Below are 23,327 nucleotides of genomic sequence, written 5' to 3' on the forward strand. Positions count from 1 at the left end.
TTTTGAGCATTGTTCTCTCCTTTTTTTGAATTTTTTACTGATACAAAAGAACAATGTATTTATAGCATAACAGATTGTATTTTTAAAGTATTAACGCATTTAAGTTCCTTAAGGAAACGGCATTGAGAATAGCTATACTGCAAATTCAAATCAGAGTTGATGCTAGTTGGATGCCACATTCTATTTGGCGGGTAGAAAACGGAGGTAAATGATGAAGATGGGACAAGATAGTTATTATCGGGGCGGCTTAACAATAGCACGTCTGACTGTGCGGTGCCAATTGCTTTGTGTCGTAGTTTTGGCGATAGCCATATGCACCGGCTGCATAAGTTCACATGTGCATCAAACGCAAGCACGTGAATTGGTCGGCGCGATTGATGATTTGCTTGTTTCGGAGAAATTGTGCAGAGATAGGAATGATTGCACACATAAGCAATATTTTTTTATACGCCCTTCGACAGTCATTGAGATCACCGTATACGGCATCACGGACCGATCAATAGCAAAAAAGATAATTGGCCTGTGTATCGATGCACATGCAAAGTACCCAGAAATACGATATGAGCTAGAAATGTATACTCAAACGAAAGAGGAAACCCTCAAAGGGGAACCCAAAACAACAATACTTCAACTGATCTTGAAAAAGGAGAAATAGTTATGCCGCAGATTCAAATTAGAGCTGATGCTGAGGTGGTGCCACATTCTTTTCTTATGGCTTGCTGCTCCGACGGTAGCGAAGATGGCTTTGGGCTGATATCCCTACACGTCAACGTACCCGTCACTTCATCTCCAACTAGAAGAAGGTGCTACTCATTATTTGGTGAATGATTTAACATTCCGAATTAATTTGGCAATTACAAGTTGACGGAGAAATTAAATGATCGCTATTCACAAAAAGGTATTTCATCAACTATTACTATATTTAATTTTGGTGATTGGGCTTACAGGATGCGATGCATTCAGCGGAATCCCTAAGCCGCCGTTGTCCGTTCTTTTTGCCGTCGAAAACGCCGGCAGTCGTATTTCTTTTAAGTTCGATATCTCCAAAACAGACTTCTATGCAATAAAACTCCGGTATTTTTGTGATAAAAATTTACGTGACGATGTTTGGAAAAATATTGGGGGGCCAGTAGAAGATAAATCGGGAAAACGGGTTGAGCCCGGTGCGCCAATCATCATCCGAATTCGATTGGTTCAAGAAAGCAGCACGACGGACTCCGGTTTAATTGATAAGGAATTTGCAGCGCCGAAGCTTCATTCTTGGGGCGATTGCGAGTTCGATGCACGCCTTACATACCTTAAACTCGCCCCGGGGCGTTATACCTTAACTGCTGAAAGCTTGAAGGATGCTCCGGGGCTTAAAGAGATTAGAACTGAACTTCAAATTACTAAGGCCTATCTGGGCAAATAAAGGAGAAAAATTTGCATGGCATATACAGTAACGGTTTACGTCGCAATTGCCGGTACCCCGCTCAGTGATGGTACGGCATCTCGCTATGATCATATAATGGAGGTATATGATGAAAACAGGGCAAGATAGTTATTATCTGGGCGGCCTGACTATTATAGCCCGTCCCAACGTACGCTGCCAATTGTTGTTGGCCGTAGTTTTGGCGATAGCCATATGCACCGGCTGCATAAGTTCACATGTGCACCAAACGCAGGCACGTGAATTGGTCGATACTATTGAAGATTTGCTAGTTTCGGAAAAACTGTGCGGTGATAAGAATGATTGCGTAGATAAGCAATATGTTTTTATACGCCCTTCAATGGTTATTGAGATCACTGTATATGGCGTCACGGACCGATCAATCGCAAAAAAGATAATTGGCTTGTGTATCGACGCGCATGCAAAGTACCCAGAAATACAATATGAGCTTGAAATGTATACTCAAACGAAAGAGGAAACCCTCAAAGGAATACCCAAAACAACAATACTTCAACTGATCTTGAAAAAGGAGAAATAGTTATGCCGCAGATTCAAATCAGAGCTGATGTTGCCTGGATGCCACATTCTTTTCTTATGGTTCGTCACCCTGACGGTAGCGAAGAGGGATTTGGACTTGTTCCTCGCGATGGCTGGCCCATTGACGCGGGTCACATCCAAGATGATACTAAACATCCTTACAACAAAACATCTCCATGGATGGATATCAGCGACAAACAATACAGCGACTTGATGGATCGCATTAACCATGATCGGCAAGATCCACCTAATTATAACTTTTTTACTGGCGATCAGTGTAACACATGGCTTAAAAGTTTGCTGAATGATGCTGGAATAAGTCCCGAACCTAATACAATTGCATTTCTTGCCACTCTTCTAAACAATCCTTACATCGATGCCGCAGCTTTTGCGATGTTAGACTACTATCTCAATTCTTTCAACGCCTCCAACCTCCTTGTAAGCCCTATTGTCCTTGATCTTGACAAGGACGGCATTGAGACGAGGGCACTTACCGGAGGCGCATACTTCGATCATGACAAGAACGGTTTCGCGGAGAAGACCGGCTGGGTTTCCTCCGATGATGGGTTACTGGCGCTGGACAGGAACGGAAATGGAACTATTGATGATGGAGGGGAAATTTTCGGCAACAACACTCTTCTTGGCAACGGCCAGAAGGCGACAAATGGCTTTGCGGCACTGGTGGAGCTCGATGAGAACCTTGATGGTAAAATCGACAATAGTGATGCGGCATTTTCTCAACTAAAGGTTTGGCAAGATACTGATGGTAACGGTTTATCGACATCTGACGAATTAAGAACCCTGACCGATTTGGGCATCAAATCGATTGGTACTGGGTTTACAGCATCTACTTCCGTCGATGCAAACGGTAATACGCTCGGACAGACTGGCAGCTTCACCTGGAATGACGATACCACATCCACCGCCACCGACGTTTGGTTTGCTAACGACCCTTTGTTCACTATAGCCAACGAATGGCTTGATGTTCCCGGCGACATCGCGGCTCTGCCCGAACTCCAAGGCTTCGGGAGTGTTTACACGTTACGCCAGACGATGGTACGGGATACGAGCGGGCAGTTAAAATCTCTTATTCAGCAGTTCGCGTCGGCGACAGACATCACGGCATGTTGCTCCCTAATGGAACAAATTGTCTTCAAATGGGCTGGAAGTGACGGGGTAAATCCAACGAGCAGGGGGAGTAATATTGATGCCCGACGTCTTGTTGCAATGGAACATCTTTTCGGACAGGTTTTTGTCGGCCCTGCAGCTTACGGCTCTGGTGGCTCTGGTGTCGGGATCACCGATCAGTCTTTAATTGATGCCGCAAATCCCGGCCCTAATGCCGCTAATTCCCTCGATCAGACTTTCAAGGGCCTTCTTGACTTATTCTACGCCCAATTGATGGCGCAGACGCAACTGAAGGATCTGTATGATGATATTATCTATACCTGGGATGATACCACGGATAGTATCACCGCTGATGTGGCAGGGGCCGAAACGGAACTGCTTAATCGCCTCAGCGCCGATCCGGTATCCGGGAAACACTTGCTTGAAGAATTCGTGCGTTCCTTAACAATTTTGAATACCAATGGACATTTCAACATCCCTCAACTTCGCGCGGACTTGGGCGCAATCAACTCCGAATATTTTACAATCATAGACGGCGCGGGGAAAACCAAAATTCAAGGCACGGTAAATGACGATATTCTCTCCGGAACTGCTCAAGAAGAATATTATATTAATGGTGAAGCAGGCCATGACAGTCTCACAGGAGCTTCTTTTGCTGACTTTCTGGTGGGCGAGGACGGCAATGATGTCATCAATGGTGCAGCAGGCAACGACCTTTTATACGGTGGAGCGGGCAACGATTCTATTTATGGCCAAGACGGCAACGATACGCTGTTTGGCAATGAGGGAGATGATATTCTCGATGGTGGCAATAATGATGATACGCTTTCAGGCGGAGACGGAAACGACATCCTCAAGGGAGGAACGGGCAATAACCAAGTAAATGGCGGTGCTGGAGACGATAGCATTAATTGTGATTCCGGAAATGATCAGATAACAGGTGGCCAGGGCAACGACACGATTTGGGGCGGCCGTGGTGATGATTCGTATATTTTCAACAAGGGCGACGGTCAGGACACGATCTATGATTCTTATTACAATTACGAAAGCAGCTACAACAGCTCTTTTAAGGCCGGGAGCGACACGCTCAAATTCGGAGAAAACATAACACCGGAAGATGTTGTTATAGGACTTTCAGAAAACAAGAATCTGATCGTACAGTTTATAAGCAGTCCTGGAGACCGGATAACGATCAGGGATTGGATAAATGGGAGCAACCGGATAGAGAAATTTGTATTCAGCGACGGCACGGAATGGGGAATCAATCAGATAGCGGCAAGAGTAAACGGAACGGAGGGTGATGATTCGATATCCTGGTCTGTATCCGGGGCAACTATAAAGGGGCTCAGTGGAAACGACATCATAACGACCGATGCGTATGACGACACATTGGAAGGCGGCTTCGGTAACGATGTAATCTGGGGCGGCCGTGGTGATGATACGTACATTTTCAACAAAGGCGACGGGCAGGATACGATCTATGATTCTTATTACAATTACGAAAGCAGCTACAACAGCTCTTTTAACGCCGGAGCCGACACGTTGAAGTTCGGGGAAGACATAACCCCGGAGGATGTTTTCGTGGGGCTTTCAGAAAACAAGAATCTGATCGTACAGTTTATCAGCAGTCCTGGAGACCGGATAACGATCAGGGATTGGATCAATGGGAGCAACCGGATAGAGAAATTTGTATTCAGCAATGGGACGGAATGGGGAATCAATCAGATAGCGGCGAAGGTAAGCGGGACGGAGGGTGATGATTCCATATCCTGGTCCGTATCCGGAGCAACTATAAAGGGGCTCAGTGGAAACGACACCATAACGACTGATGCGTATGACGACACATTGGAAGGTGGCCTCGGCAACGATGTAATCTGGGGCGGCCGTGGCGATGATACGTACATTTTCAACAAGGGTGACGGGCAGGATACGATCTATGATTCTTATTACAATTACGAGAGCAGCTACAACAGCTCTTTTAATGCCGGGAGCGACACGCTGAAATTCGGAGAAAACATAACACCGGAAGATGTTTTCGTGGGACTTTCAGAAAACAAGAATCTGATCGTACAGTTTATCAGCAACCCCGGAGACCGGATAACGATCAGGGATTGGATCAATGGGAGCAACCGGATAGAGAAATTTGTATTCAGCAACGGGACGGAATGGGGCATCAATCAGATAGCGGCGAAGGTAAGTGGGACGGAGGGTAATGATTCCATATCCTGGCCCGTATCAGCGGTAACAATAAAGGGGCTCGGCGGGAACGACACCATAACGACCTATGCGTATAACGACACATTGGAAGGCGGCCTTGGCAACGATGTAATCTGGGGCGGCCGTGGTGATGATACGTACATTTTCAACAAGGGCGACGGGCAGGACACGATCTATGATTCTTATTACAATTACGAGAGCAGCTACAACAGCTCTTTTAATGCCGGGAGCGACACGCTGAAGCTTGGTAATGGGCTTGTAAAAAATGAAATAGGCATATTTAACAGCGGAACAAATCTAATAATTAGTTCTGGTGAAGATTCCACGGCAACAATACGCAACCAGTCAAATGCCAACAATGCTATAGAAAAATTCGTGCTTTCAGATGGTTCGTATCTGACTTCCGCTGATGTGAACAGAATAATTCAGGATATAACAGCTTTTGCAAACAGTTATGGGATTTCTATGGCAAATGTTGATGACGTAAGAAACCATCCGGATCTGATGAATATTATAACGGCAAGCTGGAGAGCTCCGCAGGCTTAATCAGAAAATATTCTAAAAAAAAAGAGGGGGCTTTAATCCTAATAGCAGTATAATCAAGTCCCTTCTTTTTTAGCTGGAATTTCAGTGTTTATTAGATCACCATGATATGGTAATTTTTCAAAACTCATGGCATGTTGTTCACGAAAATGGATCAATCCTTAAAATGCCATATGTATTCAGTTGGTTGAAATTTAAATTCACTTGACCTTGGCCGAACTGAAACGGTCTGAAAGAGGCTCAACGGACTAAAGAAATAAATATGTCGCCTTATTTACTGATTGTTACAGCTGTAAAAGAAGAAGCCGCCTTGCTGGCGGCCACCATTGAGTCGCCGCGAAGCGTTCGGGCCGGTCAAAGAGAAATGACCGCTGGTGTTCTGGTTGATACGCCGGTAAACCTGCTGGTTGCCGGTCCCGGGCAGGTCAACACGGTTCAGGCACTGACATCGGCCATAGAATGGCAACGACCGGCAGCAATTCTTCAAGTTGGTTGCGCGGGCGGATTTAAACAGGCGGGGATTAATATCGGAGATATCGCAATCGCCTCCGAGGAAATCGATGCCCATCTGGGGCTTGAGCCTGAGAGGCCGACGGAAATACCGGTCGATCCGTTGCCGTTTTCGATCGGGTGTTATGGTGGATTTGAAATCAAGAATCGCTATGCGATAGGTGTTGAATTGACTCGAAAGGCACAGTCCGTTATCAGTCGGAAAATGGCCGGGATGAATATTACGGTCAATCTCGGGCCTTTTTTGACCGTTTCCACCATTACAGCCTCGGACCGGCGGGCTGAGCAGTATTTTGATGCCTACCAGGTGTGCATGGAATCCATGGAAGGCGCAGGCGCTGCCCATGTGGCCCTGCATTATGGCATTCCGTTTTTAGAAATCAGAGCCGCCGCTAACGTTGTGGGCAAAAGAGAGCGGAATCACTGGAACTTGCCTCTGGCATGGGAAAGAAGCCAGGCGGCGGTAATGACCTTGCTCAAAGGGGGCATTTTTTGATGAATCGACCATTGACGCTTGGCTATTCCACCTGCCCGAACGACACCTTTATTTTTTATGCGCTGGCGCACCAAAAAGTGAATCTCAATGAATTGACCTATCAAATTACCCTGGCGGATGTGGAATCGCTCAATCAGCGGGCAGCCGCCGGACAATTGGATATCACCAAGTTATCCTTTGCCGCGATCGGGCATTTGCAGGAAAGTTACGGCCTTCTTCATTGCGGAGCGGCTCTGGGGCGCGGCTGCGGACCCTTGATTGTGGCAAAGCCGGGAGTAGAATTGGCGCAACTGGGCGATACGCCGGTTGCCGTGCCCGGCGCATGGACCACCGCCTGCTTATTGTTGAATTTGTTTTCCCCGCATCCGGTCCGGACGAAGGCCATGACCTTTGATCAAATTATGCCGGCGATCAGAGCGGGCGAAGTTGAGGCGGGGGTGATCATTCATGAGGGCCGTTTTACCTATCGGGAATACGGGCTCACTTGCCTTCTGGATCTAGGGCAGTGGTGGGAAACGCAAAGCGGTTTTCCCATTCCCCTTGGTGGCATCGCGGTGCATCGAAGTTTGCCCGAGGCGGTGATTCTTAAGGTGCAAAATACGTTGAAAGCCAGCATTGACTATGCGAAGGCAACCCCCGAGAATGCGGCGGATTACATCACCCGGCATGCCCAGGAGATGGCGCCGCAGGTAATTTCCCAGCATATCTCACTCTATGTCAACGAGTTTACACAGGATTTGGGGGCAGAAGGCCGGCTTGCCATTAAAACGCTGTTTCAAAAAGCCGCTGAAAAAGGGTTGATGCCTTTTCCCACGTTGCCGCTGTTTGCCTGTTAAACTATTTTTTAATCGGTCAGCAGGTCCTCCAGAATTGAAGAAACCTGGAGCATGTCGATTTGCGGCCGCAATTTCCCCCTTATCGAGTCTTTTCTGCTAAGAATCAACAAGCCCATCTGTTCAGGCGTTTTCGCCGGTGCCCCGTGTGATCCCTTAATCAGGGAAGTATTCAAGGGGATCGATTTTGTCTTCGGATCAAAGAAAAGCTCAAGGGGGTCGTATCCCGGTTTGCGGTGAATATCGACAGTTCCGGCGAAATCGGGCGCTTTTTCGAGGGCGTGCCACCAGTAATAGGCAAACCACCGGTCTGAAGCGGATACGGCAATCAGTTCCCCAGATCGGGAATGATCCATATGATAGGTTGGTTTATGCGCCGCATCGATAACAAAGTCGACACCGGGGGTGCCAGCCAGAAGATTGTAAACAGCCGGTTCATCCGCCATATCTTTAATGTAAATATGAGCAATCTGGTGATCCACCATGGCAAAGGCGCGGCTCATCTCTATATCCAGATACTCCCCGCCTTCTATGTCACGAACCGCTAAAAACCCGGCATCCCGCAACAGCCGGTTGGGCAAAATGGCTTCGGAAACATCGGTTAATGCATACTCCGACAAAACCGCGACAGTTGAATCTTCGGTTATCCCGAGGTGGTCCATTTCATCCAGAAAACTTCCGATCAGTTGATCGGCGACTTGAAGATCCCGGTAGACCGCATCATGTTCCGGGCCGAATCGCTGGCAGGAATAATCTAAATGCGGGATGTAGATCATCATCAGATTGGGCCGATGTTTTTGCAGAATGGAAATGGCGGCTCGCGTGATCCATTTCGAGGATTCAGGCGAGGCGAGCGGTCCCCAATAATTCATCAGGTTGAAAGGCCCCAATTCCTCGGCCAGGGCCTCATACAACCCCACGGGCTTGGAATAACACCACTGAATCATTTTATGTTCCGCATGAATCGGTTTAGGCGTCACTACGAAATCCGCCTGCGCATGAAGGGTGTTTTGCCAGAATAATACGGCGGTTTTAAGGTCCGGCGATTTTGTTTTGATTCGCTCCCATACCGGAGTCGCCTGAAGCAAGGATCGATACTGGTCCCAGAACCCGACTTCCATCCGCTCCCGGTCATAAAGGCCGTTTGCGATCATGCCGTGATGATTTGGGAAAGTTCCGGTGACCAGACTGGCTTGCCCCGGCATGGTGAGGCAGGGAAAAACGGGATTAAGCGTTGCGGTGATGCCGGTCGTCATCAGACGGGAAAACGCGGGCAGTTTTTCAAGATAAGGCAAATATTTCTGAGAAAGACCAACGACATTGAACACAAAGAGATACTTGGACATGAATCACCTCGAGAAATTTTCAGTTTAAAACCGGCTCACGTCATATAGAATTTTCTTGAAACATAGAGCCCTGGTGCGATCAATAGCCAGACCACCAGCGCCTCGTGAAACGGCCGAACCCCGGTGACGAGAATGCCGTCCAGAACAATCAGGGAAACGAGCAGCCATTTCATGGTTTGCTGATAATCTTTCGGTGTCTGCCGAATCAACAGCCGCAGAACCGCAGTAGAAAGGACAAGGATCACCGTCAGCATCGAATAAAGTCCGGCCGGATTGGGAAGTACGCCCATAGCGAACAGAATCTTATAAATGGCAAAGACACTTGCGATGCTAAGGGATGACACAATGACCGCCAGGGGATTTTTTCCGCTTGATTCGCTGCCGCTCAGCACCGTGACGCCGAAAATATAAACACCGGTTAACAGGGGGATCGCCAGGGACGTGCCATTCAAGGGCAGTACGCTGAATCCCAACAGGAGATTGAGGTACCGGCAAAAGCCCATGTTTGCCGGCGCTACCCAAGGAATTTTTTTTACCCCGCCGTCATACGCAACAATGGCCGATGCCAGCAGAACGGCAATCAAAAAACTTGTCCGCCGCGCGGCATAGGCAAACAAAAGGCCGCAGCCCAAGCATGCGATTCCCGTTATCAGGGCCACTTGCAGGGGAACCTGGCCCGAGGGGATGGGCCGATCCGGTCTTTCAATGGCATCGACGCGATAATCAAAAAAATCATTCAGCGCCATACCCGCGAAAAAGAAAAACGAGGTGCTTAACATGAGAAGCGCGAGAACCGGTAAATCTGACCAACCCGCCCCCGCCATCAGAAAGCCTGCGACAATATCGGCATGGGCCGTAAACACCCCCGGCAACCGGACCAGCTCAAGGTAGCTGCAGAACTTTCTATTCATATCCGCAAACGTCTTTAAGATACTGCCGGGATTTCCGGGCGATTTGCGGCGCGCAGTCCTGGTAGGTGTAAAGTTCCACCGTTACGAACCCCCTATAGTCAATTTGCTCGATGGCTTTCAGCACCTGCTTGATGTCGATACCACCTTCGCCGAACATCATATGCCGGTGCTCGCGGCTTGCAGGAATGTCCTCGATATGAAAATGCCCGATGAATTCTTTCAACGCGAGCACCTTTTCGACCGGATTTTCTCCGACACAATACGCATGGCCGATATCAAGATTAAGGCCGATGCGGTCTTTTCCGAAAGCGTTCGCAAACGCGAGAAACTGGTCCGAGGTCTCGATCAGCAGGTTCGGTTCAGGCTCGATCAGCACCCGAATGCCTTTTTCTTCCGCATACGAGACGGCGCGGGAAAGGCCCTCCATGAAAATTTCCGTGGCGATGGCTCGATCCATGCCGTCCAGCGGGCCGCCCGGCTCGGTGGAGATGGTCCGGGCGCCCAATGCAGCCGCAATATCGATGCATTTTAAGGTATGAGCCACCCGAAGCGCCCGGTAGGATTTGTCCGGTTCGATCCAGGACGGGTGCAGAAAATCCTGAATTGCGCACATCATAAAGGCGCTGATGTTGGACACGGCCAGCCCGTTTTCATACAAAAGCGCCCGAATCGATTTCAGCTCGTCCAGCGAGACATCTTCCGGCCACAGGTGTGGCCGGTCGCACATGATCTCGATTCCCGAATAGCCCGCATTGGAAATAAAGCGAATCGTTTCCGATAAGCTGTGTTTTTTAAACGCATTGGAACTAAAGGCGAAATTCATATTCAGTCAGAAATCCTTACCATTAGATACAGTATCTTGCCGCCGGACCTCAGTTCACCTTTTTTAAGGGAATTATATTGGGTTTTTGCTCTGATGCCCGGTGAGACGCGGCATATTCAATCAGCATCTGGAATTGTTTGTGCATATCGTATTGCTCAACCCCTTCCGGCGATTTGAAAAAGCTGGCCAGATGTTTCATCAGTCCGGTCTCATGATTTTCTTTTGCAAAAATGCCGAGCCGGATCAGATCGAGCACCAATGGGGCCGCCAGTGCGGAATCGCATCCCTGCCAAGTGAACTGAAGGCTCATTTTTGTATTTAAAAAACCTTCAAAGTGAATGAAATCCCATGCCGTTTTACGGTCGCCCAAGGACGGGACAAAATCGATAGCGACTTGAGAATGAGGTTTATAGCCGAGAATTTTTGACAACACCTTGTCCTTGCTGGTTACCTTGCAGGACTTGTTTGAGGGGTTGGACAACACCCGTCCATCCATGTTTCCGAGCATGTTGTATCCCTGCCAGCTCATTACTGAGAGGTTCCGGTAGGCAAACATGGGAGCAAGAACGGATTTGACAAGGGTTTCTCCGGTCTTACCGTCATTGCCCATTATCGGAACCTTTCGGTTTTCGGCCAGCTCAATTAAGCCTGGTACCATTGCGCTGGCCGAAGGGGTGAAATTGACATAACTACACCCGGCATCGATGGCGGCATAGGCATAGAGCGTTCCTGCCCGAATAGCCTCAAATTCATTGTTTTCGATAATCTCCGTTAAGCGGGCAAGCGTGATGGTGCTGCTGTCAACCGACAAAAGCGGCTCGGTGGAGGATAGGTTAACAACTGCAATGTGTTCAAGTCCGTGCCGTTGCTGAAAATTTGAGATATCACGTTTCAGGCGTCCGATGGTTTCTCTGATGCTTTCCGATGGTGCTGTAATGTTGGGATCCGCCAGGTCGGAGATTGCCTGGCCGCTGTTCAAGGTTGTGCCGGCGAAGATATTGGCGGAAATCAAATCCAACGCATTTTCGATGTAATCAAGATCCCGTCGGGCGATCGGGCCGATATCGGACAGAATTTGGTGGATGATTCCGGGTGCTATGTTGCCTCGGATATCCCACCCTCCGAAAACGAGATCTTCCGGCGGTGTCAGGTTAAGATGTGAGAACGCATCCAACGCCGTGACCATGCCGGTCGGCTGGCACAACCTCTTTTTGATGGCAAGGGTACCAACCATCAATGTGGTAGACAAGTGGCCACGGGCTCCGATAATCAAAACGCCAATTTTTTTTTTCAAAACAAACTCCTAAATAGTGCTGATTGGGATAGTTGCCTCTTCGGATAATCTGGTCAATCTTAAAGTTGTAAAGATGGTCAATCTTAAAGTTGTAAAGATGGTTAAGAGAATATTCTACGACAACCTTAATCCACGCAACGATTTGTTTGCAAGCAAATGCACCCCAAGTGCATTGCTCGTAGCCGGAGAATTTTAGGGGGATAGGGGGGTAATACACAGTGGGGATGCTGTGTATTACCCTGAAAAGGGAACTGCCAAATCTTAAAAGCAATAACTGTGCCTGCATTCATAAGAAAATGGGCGAAAATCATTCCGGGATATTTAACTATAGTCTCTCTAACAATAAAGAAAATTATAACCAACTGTTATTTTAATAAATAAGTAAGTCTTTGGGACGGTGGTTGGCGCACCCGGCATCCTGTTCAGTTATAGAGCCGGAAATTAAACCGTACTCTCGAAAATAAATATGTGAATAAAAAGTGTCAGTAAATGGGCAAATAATGTCATTTATTATGAGCCGGTTTTAAAAAAAGAGAAGATGGATCATATCATCCACCATGGCACGGCAAGAAGGTGCCCTTTCAGTTTCATTGGTTTTTCAGTCGTGCAGCGGACTTTCACCGAACTTTTTCAAGCACCCCATGCCCGTTCCTTTTCGAGGGTCGGTCTCAGGTGGAATTTCGGGTTTTGGCCGAGAAAATAACACGGATTGTTATAAAAAACGGTTTCGATATGGGACGCTGAATGCCCTCTTTTTCGCATTTCAAAAATAGCATCATGCAAGGTGATCGGGTCCGAAGGGCCCCAGTCACCGGATGCATCCACCATTATTTTTTCAAGGCCGTAGATTTCAATGGTGTCCACCACGCGGGCCGGAGAGTTTTTGGTGACCGGGTAGATCGTCATGGATGCCCAAAAACCGGCGTCCCTAACCATACCGATCGTATGTTCTTCGCAATGGTCAAAGGCCACTTTTTCTGGATCGACCTTTCCATGGCCGGTCAGGTAGTCGAGCATCATCTTGGTGCCTTTTAATTTATCTTGCAGATGTGGCGTATGAATCCAGATAAGCTGGTCCAGTTGAAGGGCCAACTCCACCTGCTCGGCAAAAACGGTCATCTCGTTGCGGGTGTTTTTGTTCAGCCCGATTTCACCGATGCCAAGGGCGGTGGGTTTGCTCAAAAATTCGGGGATAAAGGCGATCACTTCTCTGGCAAGAGAAAGATTTTCCGCCTCTTTCGGGTTCATGCAGATGAAGCAGTAATGTTCAATGCCGTATTGAGCGGCGCGGGTTGGCTCAAAAACGGAGATATGCGTGAAGTAATCGTGAAAGGCCTGCGCGGAGGTCCGGTCGTAACCGGCCCAGAACGATTGCTCGCAGCAAGCCACGGTATGCATTCTGGCCATCCGCTCGTAATCCTGCGTGGTTCGAGCGATCATGTGAATATGGGGTTCAATGACTTTCATATTATCCCTCTTTCCAAAAGGTTAATGCCAGTCTAATCTCGGCATGGCTCAGTGACCAATGGCGCGTGAGGTCCGCTGAACCGATTGGTTAACTGAGAATGTTTTTTGTCTGCGTTTCCCTGCGCTTGAATTGGCAAGGGAAAGGCAGACCCGCCTTAATTCATTAAGTTAGCCCGTTGAGATACCAACATCGGGCCACAATTTTTTCTCACACCTGGTCCGAAAAAAGCTTAAGGAACTGCTCTGACCGGTTTCTGGTACCGTGTTTGAGAATTTCGCATGCAGCGATCAGTTGTTCAATTCTAGGGTCTGCCATGGCGGCGGGTCCGCCTTGCGCCCTTTCGATTCGATCTAATATTGCCGCTGTTTCGAGTAGATGGGATCTGGCATTTAGAAAGTACATATCAAGAAGCTTTGATGCCGTGTGTGGGGAACCGAGTTCTGATATTGTTGAATTCGTCGTCATGTGCTCCCTCCATTTTTCATAACGCGGTTGTTTTTCGCTGATGTAGAATTGCTCTTATAGGTACCCTGACTCTGTTGTTACCATTCTTTCCAAATATACGATAATCCGCCGAAAGGCAAATATTGAGCGCGCAACGATCGCGCAACAAGAAGCACTCGTGACTTGATTCATATCGCCTCCCAAATTGAAATATTATCACCCACATTACATTGGGAAAAAAAGTAAATAAAAAGCTATGGAATAAAGTTCATAATAATGATTAACGGAGATGGAAGTTTTTTATAAAATCAAATAATATAAATAAGTTATTATTTTTTTAGTTGGAGGAGAATGTGGCACTAAAATTGCTAATAGCCAAAGTATCATTCAGGAATATATCGGTTTATTGGCAAAAATAACAAACCGATAGCGGGACGGAAAAAGTTCAAAAAGATGCAAAACTTGGCTTTGAACGATAAGGGGTTTTGATTGGGGGTGATAAAGAAAAACCGGGGATGAATGTATCGATATGGTTCTATCAGTTTGACTTAGACAAGGGGGTCTATGTTTTTTGGCCGAGCAACAGGGGTATAAAAGAAAGGGGAACTGCATATGAAAATTAAAAAAGTTTTTTTAGCAATCACAGTGGTCATGCTGTGCCTCGGTATGACGCTTCCTGCCATGGGAGTTGTCACCAACTTTAGCCAGGATGTGAATACGGCAATTGACCGGGGGCTGGCCTGGCTGGAACCCTACTTTATAGCGCCGCAACCAGGTGGCGGCTTCTCATCAGAAGGAACGAGTGCCGTCGGGCTGGTCTGTTTGGCGCTTCTTGAAAAGCGAGTAAGCAATGACCAAAATGCTGAGGCACAGGGATACGCGAATGCAAATGCGGCGGATAAGGTCCGGATTGACAATCTCATTCAATACATCATAACCAACCATACGAATGTCGGGTTTTATGCTTATCGTGATGGTGGCAACATGATGGCCCTGTCAGTTTTTTTACGCACAGGAGGGGGCCTCACAGGAGAAGCAGGAAAGCCGTCCCAGGCCGCTGCACTGAACAGCCTAAATATTATATTTGACAGAGTGAAAGTTGTACAAAATGCTGCGGGTTACTGGTATTATTATGGTATTGGCGGCAATGATTCATCGACAACGCAGCTTATTGTTGCAGGGCTTGCAGCGGTGCGGGCGGTCTATAGCGATCCCCTGTTTGCGGATGCAGGGCGCCTTGCCGAATTGAACGCGCTGACCGCAAAATCAAGAACGGCTTATATTACCAATGCACTGCCGGGAAGTTCCTTAGGCGGCCCGCTTACCCCTGACGAACTTGGGCACTCATATAATTCGGGCGGATATTCTACACCACAACAGACCGCATCCGGACTCTGGATTCAACTGGTCGGAGGCGCGGATCTCAATGACCCCACAGTTCAGTCTTATTTGCGTTGGTTGTATAATCGCTATAATTATCAAACAACTGCAGCCTACAGCCCCTGGGGGTCGCATTCTTATTATTATTTCCTGTGGTCTTCATCAAAGGCCTATACTTTTTTGGAAACCTCGGGTGTGGTGCCCAACTCTCCAAGCAGCCTCACGCCTGCCAGCATGGGCACTTTGCCTGCGGGTGATTACCCCGCCTATGCCCCCAGATTGGTTCATCTTGATCCGGCGACTGTTCCGCGGCCCGCTGTTTTTGGTGCAGGGGGGGCAGGCTATTATGCCGATCCGAACGAACAACCCCGCTGGTATTTTGATTATGCCTATTCGCTTATCGCTAGCCAGAATGCTGCTGGGCAATTGTACCTCGGACAAACGTACTGGAATAATTACAGTGCGCAAGCGTATGCCCTGCTTGTATTGCAGCGCTCCGTCGGCGGCGGGTGTCTGGACTCTGATGGGGACACGGTCTGTGATGCCGACGACAATTGTGTACAGGTAGTAAATCCCAATCAGGAAGATGCGGATGCCGATGGCGTAGGCGATGCCTGCGACAACTGTCCTGATGTTGCCAATCCGGATCAGTTGGACTCCGACGGAAATGGCGTAGGCGACGCGTGTGAATTGATTCAAGCGATCTGCGATGTGGATGGTGACGGTGATATCGATCGTGAGGATACGAATGCGATTATGAGGATGCGAAACCAGCCGGCGAGCGGTCCGGGTGATCCGATGGATGCGGACGGCGACGGTATCATCACCCTTAAAGACGTCAAGCTCTGTATCCGCCTGTACACCAACTAAAACCGCTTAACCACGGCCGCAAATCGATTTCGCTCAGCATGACGGGATTAATTTGCGGCCGTGCAAAGATAAGCAATAACGCAACAAACGGAATCAGGAGGTATAAAATCATATGAAAAAACTAAGCATGGTATTATTAACGTTGTTTTTAGTCATCGGGTTATCCGGCACGGGTAATGCGGCACTGATGGGGGATTTGTTGAACGGCACTTCAATCACGGTCGGGGATAAGCTTTTTGATAATTGGGCCATCGAGGTGCTGATTGATGACGCTGGTACTTTCGATCCGACGGGCATTGAAGTTATCGGGATTAATGATAACCCCTTAAACCCGGGGCTTAGCTTTCTATCAAACGGTGCTTTTTATGTAGAAGATGGCGATTGGCTTGATATTGAAATCAGCTTTAAGGTGACCGTCCTGAATCCCTCTCTTTTTATTAACGGCGTTACTCTCGATTTTTCGGGTATTATGACGATATTGGGTGATGCGACTTGGGGCTCTCTGGCAATCGGGGAAGATATAGCCACTGATGCATCATTACTGAGCCCCTTTGGTGGTGATGTGACATCCTTTGATCCATGGGTTGAATGGGATCCAGGGCTAGGGATTCAAGATTATCCAGATTCAGCGAATTTTAATCCGCTATCGGAAATTTGGGTACGGAAAGATATTTTTCTGATCAGTTATGAGGGCGGTACGGTTGACCTAATCGATTTTACGCAGCATTTCTCACAAACTCCGGTTCCCGAGCCGTCCACCATGTTGTTGCTGGGTTTCGGTTTGGTGGCGCTGGGAGGATATGTGAGAAGAAAAAGACAATAAATTCTTTTTGCAGCCAATTGCTACGATTTCAGAAGGGATGTGGTTGAAAATCCGCATCCCCTCTGGTTTTTTTAAGCAACGAATTAAGGACCGCGATTTTCAGCCATGACAAGCCACCAGCCTGCCCGACGCCGCCTATTAATTCAGATCTTGATGCTTTTAAGCGCCATTTCGCTTTTTTGTTTGCCGGCGCACAGGGGAAGCGCGAGTGCCTCCTCGCTTGGTATCGAAGTGAAAGGGGCTCTTATCGATATTTAGGCGGACCATATGCCGGTGATAGAAATCCTCAAATCCCTCTCCGACAAGATGGGCCTTCAGGCGGCGGATCATGATTTCGCTACTTGAATCACAGTCTTTCCCAGGCCGGAGCACCGCATCTTTCGGCAAAGGAGCTTAAAGCCACTTTAGTCGATCATGCCGCCGGAAATCTCAGCCTGCTTAATGCCATGGCCGCGCAACTGCGGGTCGTTGCGGCTTAAAAAAGAGCTGTCTGTTCTGGGCGGAAAATTGTTTTTAGAGGTCTTTTCGAGGCAGCCATCCAAATGAACTTTGATTTTAAAGAACTCAAATCGAAAATCGCTATCGATCAAGTCCTTCGGGCTTACGGGCTTAATCGATCCATTCGGCGAACGCGGCGGCGATGGTGTCGGCATAGAGCATGCCTTTCGGCGTCAGGGCGCAGGTTTGGTTTGTGATGGAGAGATAGCCTTCGATCGACATTTTTTCAAGAACGGTGCGGAATTGGTCGGCGAACCGGACATTAAACCGGCGGTTGAATTCTTCCATCTGCACGCCATCCGATTGTCGCAATCCCAGATATATCGTCTCGATCATGAGTTGCTCGCCGGAAAGCGTCTCGGCCTCAAATGCCGGCGGCTGACCGCTGTTAAGGCGCTCGATATAGCCGGTTACATGTTTGAGATTCCATTTGCGTTGCGGTGGTAAGAAGGAATGCGCGGCAGGTCCGAAACCGAGATATGGCGCATGAAGCCAGTATTTTTGATTGTGCCAGGAACGGCGGGTTTTTCCTTTGGCGAAATTGGATATTTCATAATGTTCATAGCCGGCCGTGCTCAGCGTCCGGTGCGTGACACTAAACAGTTTAGCGGCAAGGTCTTCGGATAGGGGATGAACCCTGCCGTCGCAACGGTATTGGTCCAGCGGTGTTCCCGGCTCAAAGGTCAGCAGATAGCAGGAGAGGTGGGCCGGTTCAAAGGCCAGGGCGCCGGCGATTTCATCTTGCCATTCTGTTTCGGATTGCCCGGGCAGCCCGAAGATCAGATCCAACCCGATGTTGTCAAACCCGGCGGATATGGCCCTTTTAATGGCGAGCCGGCCTTCGTCGGCCGAATGCACGCGGCCCAGAAATCGAAGGTTGTCCTCGCAAAACGATTGAACGCCGATATTTAGCCGGTTGACGCCGGCATCCCGGTACATTCGAAAATGGTCGTGCGTGAGGGTGCCCGGGTTGACTTCGATGGTTATTTCAGCTTCGGGTTGAAGGGGGAGCGTCTCTTGCACCGCTTCGATGAGTGACGCGATGGCCGCCGGCGGCAAAACGGATGGCGTGCCGCCGCCGAAATAAAGAGTGTCAAATAAAAGTGAATGGTTATTGGCCAGTTTGATTTCCCGAATCAGGGCGGAAACAAAGCGTTCCATGTCATGCCGGTCCGTGATGGAGTAAAAATCACAGTACCGGCATTTTTGAATGCAAAAGGGAATGTGAATATATATGCCTGCCAGGGGGGGGGGAGTGCCCATTTTTATTTATAGCCCTCGAGGATTTTTCGGCTTCGCTTTACTGCGCATAAATCCCCGCACATGGTGCATACTTCCCGGTCAATCGGTTGGGATGATTCCCGGTAGGCGCTTGCCTTTTCGGGGTCCATTGCCAGCGAGAGCATTTTTTCCCAGTCGAGATTCTTTCGGGCCTCGCTCATTTGAATATCCCAATCCATGGCGCCGGGAATGCCTTTGGCGATATCCGCTGCGTGGGCGGCGATTCGGGTGGCGACAATGCCTTCCTTGATGTCGTTTAAATCCGGCAGACGCAGGTGTTCCGCAGGGGTTACGTAACAGAGAAAATCCGCGCCGGCCGATGCCGCCAGTGCGCCGCCGATGGCCGAGGTGATGTGATCGTATCCGGGCGCCACATCCGTGACCACGGGGCCCAACACATAAAATGGTGCGCCGTGGCAGAGCTTTTTTTCGATCTGCATGTTGGTCACCACTTCATTTAGCGGCACATGACCCGGGCCCTCGATCATGACCTGCACATCCCGTTCCCATGCCTGCAGGGTCAGCTCTCCCAGAAATATAAGCTCCTGAATTTGCGGCGCGTCCGTTGCGTCTTTGAGGCAGCCCGGGCGAAGACCATCGCCCAGACTCAGGGTAATGTCGTATTCCCGGCAGATCTCAAGCAGCCGGTCAAAATGTTCATAAAAGGGGTTTTCCCGTTGGTTTTCTTCCATCCATTCGAGCAGCACGGACCCGCCTCGGCTGACAATATGGGTCAGACGGGGGTTTTTCCGAATTCGTTCCACCGCTATTCGGTTGAGTCCCGCATGAATGGTCATAAAGTCCACACCGTCCTGGGCATGCGCCGTCACCACATTGAAAAAATCATCCACCGTTATGTCTTTGACAGTTTTCCCGTAACGGGCTACCGCGTCATAGACCGGCACCGTGCCGATCATGACCGGGCAGAGCTCAACCACCTTTCTTCGAAACGCCCGGGTATCGCCGAAGGTGCTTAAATCCATGATGGCGTCGGCCTTCATGTCGATGGATGCCTGAACTTTTCTTAGTTCCAGATCAATATGGCAACAGTCTTCGGAAACGCCGAGGTTGACATTGATCTTAGTGGTCAGCCCCAACCCGATACCGCCGCCGATAAGCGAGGCATGGTTTTTATTGGCTGGAATCGCGATCTTGCCGCTCGCCACCCGTTCCAGCAGGTCGGTTTCCGTGATTTTTTCTTTTGCCAGGACATCCTTCATCTGAGGGGTAAGAATGCCCTTCCTGGCGGCATCCATTTGGGTGGTGTATGTCATGATGGTTTTTCTCCTTGATTGTGGACTTATTCCAAATCCGTCCGAATTACGATTGGTTGCGAGTGCATCAATTTCATTTCGCGTTTCTTGGCGCGGGGGTGGTCTTTGGCGATAACATCAGTCCTCGGACATCGCCGAGATGAGCCCTTTTACCTTGCCGCTGATATCCGCCGCGCCGACGATGTCCGTCACCAGGCAGACTGTCCGGGCGCCCCGGCGGCGAACCTCGCGTATGTTCGTTTCTTTTATGCCGCCAATCGCCACAAAGGGCATGGGCACATGGGTGACGACCCATTCCAGATACTCAAGGCCCACCGGCGCACATACATTGTCCTTGGTATGGGTTTCATATATCGGCCCGACTCCGATATAGTCCGCGCCATCGGCTAAGGCAGCCCGTGCTTGCACCGGAGAGTGGGTGGACAGCCCGATCACCTTATCGCCCACCAGTTTTCGGACCTCGGCCACGGGCAGGTCATCTTGACCCACATGCACGCCGTCGGCATCCACCAGCATGGCGATATCGATAAAATCGTTGACGATAAACATGACCCCATGATCCCGCGTTATTTCGCGGAGCCGGCGGCATTCCTCGTAAATCGTCCGAATGCTTTTATCGGCATGCTTTTCCCGATATTGAAGTACCGATACGCCGCCTCGAATCATCTCCAGGGCGACCGCCACATTGGACCTGCCGTTGGAGAATTTTTCGGCGGTAATTCCGTAAATTCCGGTTGGTAATGGTGTTGGCATGCTTACTCCCAGCTATATTAATTCCCAGTCCTTAAATACCGGTTGAAACCCCTGATCTCGGATGGCCTGAATGATTTGCGCCGCATCCCGCTGGTCCGTGATTTCAAACTGGGCCGTGCTGCTTTCCATGGGTTTGGTATAACCGCCTACGTCCGTTCTGGAGCCGGCGGACATGCGGGTAACGCCCAGGAACATAAGCCGGTCCCTGAAAGCGGCGGACTCCCGGGTAGAAATGGTGATGCCCGCCCGGGGCAGAAACAGCCGATAGGCCAGAATAAATTGAACAAAGGTCTTATCGTCTACCGAATGGGACGGAATGAAACCGCCTTCTGCGGTGTTCATGCGCGGCAGCGACAGGCTGATCTCGGTGTTCAGGAAGTTGTCTTCAAGGTATTTGGCGTGCAGGCCGGCCATAAAGGCTTCACGCCGTATTTCACCCAGGCCGAAAAGCGCGCCCACGTTGATCATGCGAAAACCGGCCTTCGCGCCTCGTTCCGGTGTATCCAGCCGGTATTGATAATCCGTTTTTTTCCCGGCCAGATGGACCTGTTTATAGATATCGCGATCATAGACTTCCTGGTAAATTGTCATGCCATCCACGCCTGCGGCCTTCAGGCGGATATATTCGTCCGTATCCATGGGAAACATTTCGATGGATACCGAAGAAAAGCGTTTTTTAATGATCTGAATGGCCGCTTCAATATAATCGATGGGGGTTATTTCCCGGTTTTCACCCGTCAGCACCAGAATATGCCGCATTTCAGTGCGCGAAATGGCCTCGGCTTCCGCTTCGATTTCATCCAGGGTCAATTTTTTCCGACGAATGTTGTTGGTGCGATTAAACCCGCAATAAACGCACTCGTTGCTGCAATAATTTGAAATATACAATGGAATGTAAAGCTGAATGGTCCGGCCGAAATATTGAATCGTCAGTTGCCTTGCCTTTTGCGCCATCGGCTCGAGATGGGGGAGGGCGGCGGGCGACAGCAAGGTTAAAAAATCCTGCCAGGTCAGCTTGTCCTTTGACAGGCTTTGCACCACCTGCGTATCGGACACGCTGTTAAAAAAGCCTTTAAAATCAAAAGACTCAAATTGTAATACCCTGCCATAAAATGACATTTATAGTTATTCCCTTGGTTGCACGCCGCATTTTTATAAGGATAAAAAACCGGTCAGGGGCGAAGAGGCCACCGCGGTCTTGCGCGCTTCTCTCATTTTGGCCAGAAAGGCCATTCGGCCGGCCGCAACTGCCATGGAAAAGGCTTTGCCCATGGTCGCCGGATCCTCGGCGGAAGAAATGGCCGTATTGACCAGGACGGCATCAGCGCCCATTTCCATGGCGGCGGCCGCATGGGATGGGCGCCCGATGCCCGCATCCACAATAACCGGTACCCGGCAGTTTTCAATCAGCATTTCGATCAGCGCACGGGTCTCAAGCCCCCGGTTGGAGCCGATGGGCGCGCCCAGCGGCATGACCGCAGCCGCCCCTGCGTTTTCCAGCTGCCTTGCCAGCGGCAAATCCGGCAAAACATAGGGCAGGACCGTAAAGCCTTCTTTTGCCAGGATTTCGGTAGCCAGGAGGGTGGCATGATTGTCCGGCATGAGGTATTTAACATCCGTGATGATCTCTATTTTAATAAAGTCGCCGCATCCGGCTTCTCTTGCGATGTGGGCGATTCGAACGGCTTCCTGCTCATTGCGCGCGCCTGACGTGTTGGGTAGTACGGTTACATAGCCGGGAATGAAATCGAGAATGTTTTCGGTTTCAGAGTTGAAATCAATGCGCCGCAAGGCCACGGTGATCATTTCGGAGCCGCTGGCTTCGAGCATTTTCGGAATCAGCGATTTGGCGGCGAACTTCCCGGTACCAGTCAGCAGTCTGTTCTTAAGGGTTTTGTTCCCGATTTTTAACAGGTCGTTTTCCATTCTATTCATTGATCAGCCGCCCCCGACAAAGCTTAGTACTTCCAGGTTATCGTTTTCTTCAAGCCAAACGGTATCCCAGTCATCTTTTTTTATAATGCGGTAATTGTGCTCCACGACCAAGCCTTTGCCGCTGAGCCCCTTGAGTTGAATAAACGCAAGAAGTGAGCAGGGCGTTATGTCTTCAGGGCTGCCGTTTACCGTCACCCTCATTCGGCGTCCTCCTGTAAAATAAAAAAGCCGTTCACCTGCAAAGGCGAACGGCTTTCAACTATTTTAAAGCATATCGGTGTTGAATTAAAATAATTTAAATAGCCGCTTCCCTTCGCCGGCATTACCCGGATCAGGTTCCAAGGGTTGAATTCTTATCAAAAATTCTTCTCAGCTTTCCAGCACCCCTAGCGTGTCTTGCTTCTTCCTATGAAGTCCTTCGGTGTTTGTCAATGATTGATTTTTTTTGCCATGAAAATTTCTTGACAATTGAAAATAAAATTAGGTAATGTCGCATTTGCTACACAAAACGTTGAGGGAGCGACATACTATCTC

21 protein-coding genes and 1 riboswitch are annotated in these 23,327 nt (G+C 49.2%); of the genes, 9 read left to right on the forward strand and 12 right to left on the reverse strand.

The genetic code is table 11. The features are described 5' to 3' along the window. Positions 1-208: 208 nt before the first annotated feature. From RBT11_06255 to RBT11_06280, 6 genes are all read left to right on the forward strand, one after another. Positions 209-655 (forward strand): hypothetical protein, encoded by a 447-nt coding sequence (locus RBT11_06255; GenBank protein MDX9786355.1) that lies wholly within the window; start codon positions 209-211, stop codon positions 653-655. Between the two features lie 222 nt (positions 656-877). Further along, positions 878-1,411, forward strand: a complete 534-nt coding sequence (locus RBT11_06260; protein MDX9786356.1) for a DUF5625 family protein — start codon at positions 878-880, stop codon at positions 1,409-1,411. A gap of 106 nt (positions 1,412-1,517) precedes the next feature. Continuing rightward, positions 1,518-1,967 carry a hypothetical protein gene (locus RBT11_06265; protein MDX9786357.1) on the forward strand — a complete coding sequence of 150 codons (450 nt, stop codon included), beginning with the start codon at positions 1,518-1,520 and terminating at the stop codon, positions 1,965-1,967. Positions 1,968-1,969: 2 nt separating this feature from the next. After that, on the forward strand, positions 1,970-5,857 hold the full coding sequence (locus RBT11_06270; protein MDX9786358.1) for a calcium-binding protein: 3,888 nt from the start codon (positions 1,970-1,972) through the stop codon (positions 5,855-5,857). 259 nt (positions 5,858-6,116) lie between these two features. Next, positions 6,117-6,860, forward strand: a complete 744-nt coding sequence (gene mqnB / locus RBT11_06275; protein MDX9786359.1) for a futalosine hydrolase — start codon at positions 6,117-6,119, stop codon at positions 6,858-6,860. After that, the gene (locus tag RBT11_06280; GenBank protein MDX9786360.1) at positions 6,860-7,696 is read left to right on the forward strand and encodes a 1,4-dihydroxy-6-naphthoate synthase; all 837 of its coding nucleotides are present in this window, start codon (positions 6,860-6,862) and stop codon (positions 7,694-7,696) included. Before mqnB ends, RBT11_06280 begins: the two co-directional genes overlap by 1 nt. 8 nt (positions 7,697-7,704) lie before the next feature. On the opposite strand, the gene RBT11_06285 is transcribed toward RBT11_06280, so the two are convergent. The 6 genes from RBT11_06285 to RBT11_06310 form a co-directional block, all read right to left on the reverse strand. Beyond that, on the reverse strand, positions 7,705-9,039 hold the full coding sequence (locus RBT11_06285) for an alkaline phosphatase family protein (GenBank protein MDX9786361.1): 1,335 nt from the start codon (positions 9,037-9,039) through the stop codon (positions 7,705-7,707). Between the two features lie 35 nt (positions 9,040-9,074). Further along, positions 9,075-9,950, reverse strand: a complete 876-nt coding sequence (locus tag RBT11_06290) for a UbiA family prenyltransferase (GenBank protein MDX9786362.1) — start codon at positions 9,948-9,950, stop codon at positions 9,075-9,077. After that, a complete protein-coding gene (locus tag RBT11_06295) occupies positions 9,943-10,773 on the reverse strand; it encodes a sugar phosphate isomerase/epimerase family protein (GenBank protein ID MDX9786363.1) in 831 nt (276 codons plus the stop codon). The genes RBT11_06290 and RBT11_06295 overlap by 8 nt, the downstream gene beginning before the upstream one ends. 49 nt (positions 10,774-10,822) lie before the next feature. Further along, positions 10,823-12,067 carry an inositol-3-phosphate synthase gene (locus RBT11_06300; protein ID MDX9786364.1) on the reverse strand — a complete coding sequence of 415 codons (1,245 nt, stop codon included), beginning with the start codon at positions 12,065-12,067 and terminating at the stop codon, positions 10,823-10,825. 630 nt (positions 12,068-12,697) lie between these two features. Further along, positions 12,698-13,534, reverse strand: coding sequence for a TatD family hydrolase (locus RBT11_06305; GenBank protein ID MDX9786365.1), 837 nt, complete (start codon positions 13,532-13,534; stop codon positions 12,698-12,700). Positions 13,535-13,742: 208 nt separating this feature from the next. Next, entirely contained in the window at positions 13,743-14,000 is a 258-nt protein-coding gene (locus RBT11_06310) for a hypothetical protein (GenBank protein MDX9786366.1), read from the reverse strand. A gap of 591 nt (positions 14,001-14,591) precedes the next feature. On the opposite strand from RBT11_06310, the gene RBT11_06315 reads away from it, so the two are divergent. The 3 genes from RBT11_06315 to RBT11_06325 all read left to right on the forward strand — a co-directional run bounded on the left by RBT11_06315 (position 14,592) and on the right by RBT11_06325 (position 17,531). Then, the gene (locus RBT11_06315; GenBank protein MDX9786367.1) at positions 14,592-16,229 is read left to right on the forward strand and encodes a hypothetical protein; all 1,638 of its coding nucleotides are present in this window, start codon (positions 14,592-14,594) and stop codon (positions 16,227-16,229) included. Between the two features lie 112 nt (positions 16,230-16,341). After that, complete coding sequence (locus tag RBT11_06320) at positions 16,342-17,052, forward strand: PEP-CTERM sorting domain-containing protein (GenBank protein ID MDX9786368.1); 711 nt, start codon at positions 16,342-16,344, stop codon at positions 17,050-17,052. A gap of 341 nt (positions 17,053-17,393) precedes the next feature. Then, entirely contained in the window at positions 17,394-17,531 is a 138-nt protein-coding gene (locus RBT11_06325; GenBank protein MDX9786369.1) for a hypothetical protein, read from the forward strand. A gap of 130 nt (positions 17,532-17,661) precedes the next feature. On the opposite strand, the gene hemW is transcribed toward RBT11_06325, so the two are convergent. The 6 genes from hemW to thiS all read right to left on the reverse strand — a co-directional run bounded on the left by hemW (position 17,662) and on the right by thiS (position 22,994). After that, complete coding sequence (gene hemW, locus RBT11_06330; protein MDX9786370.1) at positions 17,662-18,813, reverse strand: radical SAM family heme chaperone HemW; 1,152 nt, start codon at positions 18,811-18,813, stop codon at positions 17,662-17,664. A gap of 2 nt (positions 18,814-18,815) precedes the next feature. Continuing rightward, positions 18,816-20,105 carry a phosphomethylpyrimidine synthase ThiC gene (gene thiC / locus RBT11_06335; protein ID MDX9786371.1) on the reverse strand — a complete coding sequence of 430 codons (1,290 nt, stop codon included), beginning with the start codon at positions 20,103-20,105 and terminating at the stop codon, positions 18,816-18,818. A gap of 117 nt (positions 20,106-20,222) precedes the next feature. Next, positions 20,223-20,858, reverse strand: coding sequence for a thiamine phosphate synthase (gene thiE, locus RBT11_06340; GenBank protein MDX9786372.1), 636 nt, complete (start codon positions 20,856-20,858; stop codon positions 20,223-20,225). Between the two features lie 12 nt (positions 20,859-20,870). After that, positions 20,871-21,977 (reverse strand): 2-iminoacetate synthase ThiH, encoded by a 1,107-nt coding sequence (gene thiH, locus RBT11_06345; protein MDX9786373.1) that lies wholly within the window; start codon positions 21,975-21,977, stop codon positions 20,871-20,873. A gap of 33 nt (positions 21,978-22,010) precedes the next feature. Beyond that, the gene (locus RBT11_06350) at positions 22,011-22,793 is read right to left on the reverse strand and encodes a thiazole synthase (GenBank protein MDX9786374.1); all 783 of its coding nucleotides are present in this window, start codon (positions 22,791-22,793) and stop codon (positions 22,011-22,013) included. Between the two features lie 3 nt (positions 22,794-22,796). Further along, complete coding sequence (gene thiS / locus RBT11_06355; protein ID MDX9786375.1) at positions 22,797-22,994, reverse strand: sulfur carrier protein ThiS; 198 nt, start codon at positions 22,992-22,994, stop codon at positions 22,797-22,799. A gap of 90 nt (positions 22,995-23,084) precedes the next feature. Continuing rightward, a riboswitch (TPP riboswitch) is annotated at positions 23,085-23,191 on the reverse strand. Positions 23,192-23,327 lie beyond the last annotated feature (136 nt).

The organism is Desulfobacterales bacterium (genome assembly GCA_034003325.1).
GTDB lineage: Bacteria > Desulfobacterota > Desulfobacteria > Desulfobacterales > JAFDDL01 > JAVEYW01.